The following is a 5,488-nucleotide window of genomic DNA, read 5'->3' as shown; positions in this document are numbered from 1 at the left end:
CATGGTAGCCTTCACCTCGCTCTTAAAGGCTTCGTACCGGTAATAGGGCATCCCGAAAAGATATCCCCCGTAGACAACGGCCGCGAGGATTGCGATCGTGAGGAGCGGTTTTATGAAACCGTCCCTGCTGCGAAGGTGTTTCATCTGACCAACCTCCCTATGCGACCCAGCCTTGGCCAGGTCTTCTTGCTGTCCCAGGACCAGTAGATTATCAAAGCCTTACCCCGGATATCGCCCATGTCGACATATCCCCAATACCTGCTGTCATAACTCTGGTCACGGTTGTCGCCCATCATGAAATATTTTCCCTTCGGTACGATGATGGGCCCGAAATTATCCCTCGGCTCGATCCCCCCCGGCCGCGTTGAGAGGTCGGTATGCTGTATGTAAGGCTCCTCCACCGGTTTCCCGTTCACATAGATTATCTTGTTTCTCGATTCTATGGTGTCGCCTTCAACGGCGATAGCCCGTTTTATGAAATCCCTACTGCGGTCCTCGGGGTATTTGAAGACTATTATATCACCTCGTTCGGGCTTCGTGAATATGAGGACCCTCTTGTCCGTGAAGGGAATCGTTGTCCCGTAGATAAATTTGTTCACGAGGATGTGGTCCCCGATGAGGAGCGTCGGTATCATTGAGCCCGAGGGTATCTTGAATGCCTGGACAAAATATGCCCTGATAAAGAGCGCGAGAAGGAGAGCGGTTCCGATGGCCTTTGTATATTCCCAGATAAGCTCCCTCTTGTTTTTTTTCACGATGCCCTATTCCTCCTTGTGGGATATAGCCTCACGTCATTTCACCTTCAATACGGAGAGGAACGCCTCCTGCGGGACCTCTATCCTGCCGACCTGCTTCATCCTCCTTTTCCCTTCCTTCTGTTTCTCGAGGAGTTTCCTCTTTCTCGTGATATCACCCCCGTAACACTTCGCAAGGACATCCTTCCTCAGCGCTTTTACACTCTCTCGCGCGATGACCTTGGACCCTATCGCCGCCTGTATCACGACCTCATAGAGCTGCCGGGGGATCACCTCCCTCAGCTTCTCCGCAATCTGCCTGCCCTTATAATACGCCTTGTCCCGGTGAACTATCAAGGAAAGGGCGTCCACGGCCTCACCGTTCAGGAGGACATCGAGCCTGACGAGGTCCGATTCCCTGTATCCGGTAAACTCATAGTCCATGGAAGCATAGCCTTTCGACAGGGATTTCAACCGGTCGTAGAAATCCCAGAGAATCTCGTTGAGGGGTACCTCGTAGACGACCATGATCCTGTCTTTCCCGATGTACGTGAACTCCCTCTGGATGCCGCGCTTCTCCTGACAGAGGTCAAGGATCGGTCCTATGTATTGCTGGGGTACAAATATGGTTATCTTCACGAAGGGCTCCTCGATCATGAGAAACCGTTCAGGCAGTGATGTGGGGTTGTCGACAAACAGGATATTCTCCTTCGCGTCCGTAATCCGGTAGATGACGGTGGGAGCGGTGCTGATAAGAGAGAGACCGAACTCCCGTTCAAGCCTCTCTTTGATGATCTCCATATGGAGGAGTCCGAGAAATCCGCACCTGAACCCGAAGCCGAGAGCGGTTGATGTCTCCGGTTCGTATGAGAAGGAAGAGTCATTCAGTCGCAACTTTTCGAGGGCCTCTTTCAGCCCCTCGTACTGATGGGTCTCCGTGGGGTAGAGTCCGCTGAAGACCATAGGCTTTATCTCTTTATAACCGGGGCAGGGTTCAGTTGCGGGGTTCGCTGCGTCGGTGATCGTGTCTCCTATCTTTGTGTCGCTCACCGTCTTTATCCCGGCGATGATGTATCCGACCTCGCCGGCGGAAAGCTCCTGAACAGGCTGAGGTTTCGGCGTGAAGACCCCTACCTGAGATACGTCGAATTCCCTGTCGGTGCGCATGAGCCGAATCTTCATCCCGGCCTTCACGGTTCCGTCAAATATCCTCACGAGGACTATGACACCCTGATAATTGTCAAACCAGGAATCGAAGAGGAGGGCCTTGAGAGGATTGTTCGCATCGCCCTGGGGCTCGGGGACGTACTTCACGATCGCTTCGAGGACCTCCTTTGTGCCCGTCCCCTCTTTTGCACTCGCGAGAATAGCCTCCGAACTCTCTATCCCGACAATGTCCGTTATCTGGTCCTTTACCCTTTCGGGCTCGGCTGCGGGGAGATCTATCTTATTGATAACGGGGATTATCTCCAGGTTGTGCTCGATGGCGAGATAGGTGTTCGCAACAGTCTGGGCCTCAACGCCTTGCGTGGCGTCGACGATGAGCAATGCCCCCTCGCATGAGGCAAGGCTTCTCGAAACTTCGTAGGAAAAGTCCACATGCCCCGGTGTATCTATGAGGTTCAGCACATAATCGGCGCCATCGTCAGCACGGTAAATGAGTCTCACCGCATGCGCCTTAATCGTTATGCCCCTTTCCCGCTCGAGATCCATCGAGTCCAGCACCTGGGCCATCATCTCTCTCGAGCTGAGGGCGCCGGTGTATTCCAGCAACCTGTCGGCCAGGGTCGATTTCCCATGGTCGATGTGAGCGATAATCGAAAAGTTTCTTATCCGTTTTGTCATCTCAATAGCGGTTACAGAAGAGGTTTTCCGGGGTATCGCAGGGACCGATCCGTTCCGGGATCGCCCGCAGCCCCCTATCTTTCATGGGTAGCGGCGAGGGCCAGACATGCTGAGCCTACAATTCCCGCATTATCCCCCAGGGACGAAGGAATGATCTTCACTCTGTCGAAGAGGTGCTTCAGTGTCCGCCTCGATGCCTCTTTTATCGCCTCCTGGACATAGATATTCCAGGCGCCGATAAGACCTCCGGAGAGTATGATGGCCTCCGGACTGAAGATGTTTATGATGTTTGATATCCCCACCCCGAGGTATCTGCCCGCTTCCTTCAATACGTCTCGCGAGAGATTGTCTCCCTCGAGGGCAGCCTTATAAATATCTTCTCCCGTCAGCTTGTAGATATTTCCATTATGGAGTTCCCGCAACATGCTTTCCGAACCGTGTTCCAGGGCCGTGACTGCATAGCCGAGGATAGCCTTAGCCGCGGCATAGGATTCAAGGCACCCGATACCGCCGCAGGAACACTTCACCCCGTTAGCGATGATGCTCATGTGGCCGACCTCGGCAGCGACGTTCATGAGCCTTCCGTCATAGATTATTCCGCTGCCGATGCCGGTCCCTAGGGTGAGGAGGACAAAGCTCTTAAAGTCCCTTCCCGCGCCCGCCCATTTCTCACCGAGGGCGGCTACATTTGCATCATTTTCGATAAAGACCGGTACCCGGAATCTATCCTGAAACAGCGCGTTGAAGTCCACCCCTTCGACCGCCGGGAGATTCGGCGAAACAGCTACCCTGAATCTTTCCCTGTCTATCAATCCTGCCACTCCCAAACCTATTCCGACTACCCCGTCCGTGAAAACTTCTTCCGCAGAGCGCAGGAGAGACTCCTCGACCTGTTCGATAGAAGGCAGTTTTCTCTTATTGATGATCTCACCGTCCTCAGAGACTAAGGCCACCCTCAGATTAGTGCCGCCGAGATCGATTCCTATCGCGTAGTGTTTTTTCATGGGACACTGCACTAAAACCAGTAAGAAAAGATTCACGTAGTATACCACAATAGTGCGCCGTCGGGGAGCGGAAGAGCTCGCAGTTGGAGGAATGAAGACGCCTCCGGTTTGTGGTAAGATGTCGTTACATGAAAGCGATAGGGGTGTGGTTGACTGGCCTTCCCGGGAGCGGCAAGAGTACTCTCGCTGAGGAGATAAAGAAGCGCCATCCCGATTTCATCGTGCTCAGGATGGATGATCTGAGGAAGATCGTAACGCCCGAGCCCACATACTCGGCGGAGGAGAGGGATATTGTTTACCGGTGTCTTGTCTTTATCGCAGCAACCCTCGTCGGTCACGGGGAGAGCGTCGTCATAGACGCAACGGGAAACCTGAGAAAGTGGAGGGATCTTGCGAGAACTCTTATTCCCCTGTACGGAGAGGCATATCTGAAATGTCCCGTTGAGGTCTGCATCGCACGGGAGACGCGACGGCGGGAGGCATACGGAGCGCCGGGAGAGGTTTATGAAAAGGCGAAAGCCGGCTGGCCCGTGCCCGGGATAACGGCACCCTACGAGGAGCCCCGAAATCCCGAAATTCTGATAGAGATGGATAAGACCACCTTGGCCGCCGCTGCGGAACGGATAGAAGCCCTTATCGGCCGGCTGCGGGACTCAGAGCTTGATTGTACCGATGCCGAGTAGGTCAAAGAGTACCGAAAAACTGTAATCGCTCTGCCTTTTCGTGAAGACGAGGGTCACTCCCCAGCACTGCTGCTGATATTTGACGCTGGCGGCAAAATTCTGGAATCCGCCATTCTTCGCGTCATACCAAAAACTCCCTTCTGCCGACAGCGCCTTCGAGAAGGGATATCTTGCCCCGAGGACATAGGAGAGGATATCCTGGTTCCTTTCGTAACGCTCGGCGAGGTAAACAGACCCCTTCGCCAAGGGTATGGTGAGATCGGAATTTACCGTCTCGACTTTGCCGGCATTCACATCGAAGGAAAACTGAACTCTGAGATTCAGGGGCCTGAGAACCGAGGCATCGATCGTCAGGGGCTGAAGGGGGTGGTCCTGATAGGAATCAAAGGCCTGAGTGAGTCTGAGCACGAGGAAGTCACCGCTCGTGTCCCTGAATCTGTTCATGAGAGAGAATTGGATGGAAGATGTCTTCGTATAGAGTTCCGTCGAGTCGAAAATGGGGAGGTTGCTGGTCACCGACGGTATGAAGGTATACCCTATCGATGGTTCGACGATGTGAGTAAAGGATCCGTAGGATTTCATCAGCCTCGTATAGGCGAGGATCGTGTAGTCGAAGCTCTCCCGGTGCAGGGAATTCGAAAATCCGTCTGATTCATGGAGGGAATAGGCGGTCTCTCTCAAACCGAGAGACTGTGTGAGAATCACATCGCTTCCCGCGGAATAGGTCAGCCTCGGGTAGAGATCGAACCTCTGTCCCCAAACCCCCTGACTCCTCCAGTAATTATCGACGTTCGTCGTGAGGGAGAATACAAGGGGGCCGAGCGGCCTCGGGTCCAGGAAGTAGCCGATTTCCGGCAGCCGCTGTAAGACAATGCCCTGACTGGCCCCTGGCTGGAGGTCCACGAGGTACTGGGAGTTCAGGTAGAGGCGTGAAGACGCAAAGTTCAGGGCGACCTCGCCTGTTGATTCGAGGAATCGTTCCGTGGTCAGGCTCTGATATGAAGCAGGATCGATGGCCTTCCTCAGGGTGCTGCTGAGATAAGGATAATACTGGCTATAGAAGGTGCTCGACATATAGTTCAGATTGAGATAACCGGTGACCCCCTCATCGCGTTCCCTGTTTTCGTAAGTCCATTTCAGGTCCCAGAGATTCTCCTGCAACTGGGTATCGAACAGGTGGTAGGTCCAGAAATCGCCCTTTGAGTGGTCCGGTTCTATGAAC

At 53.8% G+C, this 5,488-nt stretch carries 5 protein-coding genes; 1 reads left to right on the top strand and 4 read right to left on the bottom strand.

What is annotated here, in order from left to right; genetic code table 11:
- Window positions 1–140: 140 nt before the first annotated feature.
- The 3 genes from lepB to VEI96_01515 all read right to left on the bottom strand — a co-directional run bounded on the left by lepB (window position 141) and on the right by VEI96_01515 (window position 3,583).
- On the bottom strand, window positions 141–755 hold the full coding sequence (gene lepB / locus VEI96_01525; GenBank protein HXX56662.1) for a signal peptidase I: 615 nt from the start codon (window positions 753–755) through the stop codon (window positions 141–143).
- Between the two features lie 36 nt (window positions 756–791).
- Window positions 792–2,579, bottom strand: coding sequence for a translation elongation factor 4 (lepA, locus tag VEI96_01520; GenBank protein ID HXX56661.1), 1,788 nt, complete (start codon window positions 2,577–2,579; stop codon window positions 792–794).
- A gap of 74 nt (window positions 2,580–2,653) precedes the next feature.
- The gene (locus VEI96_01515; GenBank protein HXX56660.1) at window positions 2,654–3,583 is read right to left on the bottom strand and encodes an ROK family protein; all 930 of its coding nucleotides are present in this window, start codon (window positions 3,581–3,583) and stop codon (window positions 2,654–2,656) included.
- 128 nt (window positions 3,584–3,711) lie between these two features.
- On the opposite strand from VEI96_01515, the gene VEI96_01510 reads away from it, so the two are divergent.
- On the top strand, window positions 3,712–4,266 hold the full coding sequence (locus VEI96_01510; GenBank protein HXX56659.1) for an adenylyl-sulfate kinase: 555 nt from the start codon (window positions 3,712–3,714) through the stop codon (window positions 4,264–4,266).
- On the opposite strand, the gene VEI96_01505 is transcribed toward VEI96_01510, so the two are convergent.
- The coding region (locus VEI96_01505) for a hypothetical protein (protein HXX56658.1) at window positions 4,237–5,488 on the bottom strand (1,252 nt) is incomplete at its 5' end. The genes VEI96_01510 and VEI96_01505 overlap by 30 nt on opposite strands.

The sequence above is a fragment of the Thermodesulfovibrionales bacterium genome, assembly GCA_035622735.1.
Classification (GTDB): Bacteria; Nitrospirota; Thermodesulfovibrionia; order Thermodesulfovibrionales; family UBA9159; genus DASPUT01.
This window is presented reverse-complemented; position numbering and strand designations above follow the sequence as displayed.